2 protein-coding genes are annotated in these 1265 nt (G+C 51.3%); both read left to right on the top strand.

Features of this window, described 5'->3' with window-relative positions:
- Nucleotides 1-580: hypothetical protein (locus AC1D1X_RS23675; protein WP_477699396.1), on the top strand; the 580-nt coding region annotated here is incomplete at its 5' end.
- Between the two features lie 11 nt (nt 581-591).
- Nucleotides 592-1265: NlpC/P60 family protein (locus AC1D1X_RS23670; RefSeq protein WP_477699395.1), on the top strand; the 674-nt coding region annotated here is incomplete at its 3' end.

Below are 1265 nucleotides of genomic sequence, written 5' to 3'. Positions count from 1 at the left end.
TGTTGAGGCTGAAGTGCTGGCTTTGCGGCTTTTCAATTCTGACAAAGTTCCAGCCGACAGGCGTTGTTCATGGTTAGGTCTCGAGGTCAAGAATACGCAAACAGGAAAACGCGAAGCGTATCTGGACAACGCAGATGACGGTGATGCATTGCTGAAGATGATGAAACAGTTTGGCACCGTACAGGGCGAATATGTGGTGATCGATCCACATCGCCGGCAGTGGAGCTATGGCATCAGTCTGTTTCTTCCCAGAAGCGGCAACGGTCAATATCGCCACTATGACCATGAGCAACGTAAGTATGTGGATGCAGTGGAACCGAGATGGTTGATTCAGGATCCGTTTCCACCGCGAGCAGTTTACTTGGGGGCTGCAATTACGCGAATTGTGAAGTCAATTGAAAATCATCAAAGTCTTGCGCGTGGATATTGCACAAACGAAATTGAACGTGCCACTGGGAAGAAACCTCGGCAAGTGGATTTTCAGCATCCCGCCTGTGCCATTCGTTCAATTGGGCAGCGCGACCTCGACATAGCCCGTCGCTTTGACGCGGACTTAGAAGTTCTTCGAAAAATCAAATAAGGTTTGAGTAGATGAGCGACATCATTACCAACGCGAATCGCTATAACACCGGCAATACCTTTCGTAGCGACAGCACAGGAAGTACCCGTGGTAATGTGCGCAACAGCACCGGCACGGCAATAGGTTTTGATTGCTCCGGTCTGGTCTATCACGTCTTACGCGAATCCGGGTACAACGTTCCTTACGCGACCTCCGCGGTGATGACTAATCCAGCAACTTTCGATGGTAGTTGGGCAAGCGTCGTCAATCCCGAGACCGCTACCGTCAAGCCCGGAACCTTAGTCTACTTTAGTGGACACGTTGGCATTGTTCAGTCATATGACCCTGTGACGAAGACCGGAGAATTTCTGTCGATGGCTGGCGGCAACAACATAGGAAAGCTGAAGCCAACTGAGCCGTTCACCACCGATGAAAAGATCAACCCAGGCATCCACTGGGGTGGTTCCACTACCTTTAAAGGTTTCGCTGAAGTTAAACCCGAGCTATACGACCGAACCCTCGATCAGCACCTCAACGGTGCAAATCCCAATGCGCCAGTATTCAATATTCCCGAAGCCGGCAACGCTGGCTTCATCACTTTACCCGGGAACGGTGGTTTTCCAATAGTAAAAGGCGCCGCCGATCTCAGTGCCCGTGTTGACGTCGCAGCGGCCAGCAGTGGTATTACGCCACCACTCCCTATCGA

Source organism: Polaromonas sp. P1_G4 (genome assembly GCF_056405475.1).
The sequence above is the reverse complement of the archived record's forward strand: the minus strand, read 5'-3'. Positions and strand labels throughout refer to the sequence as shown.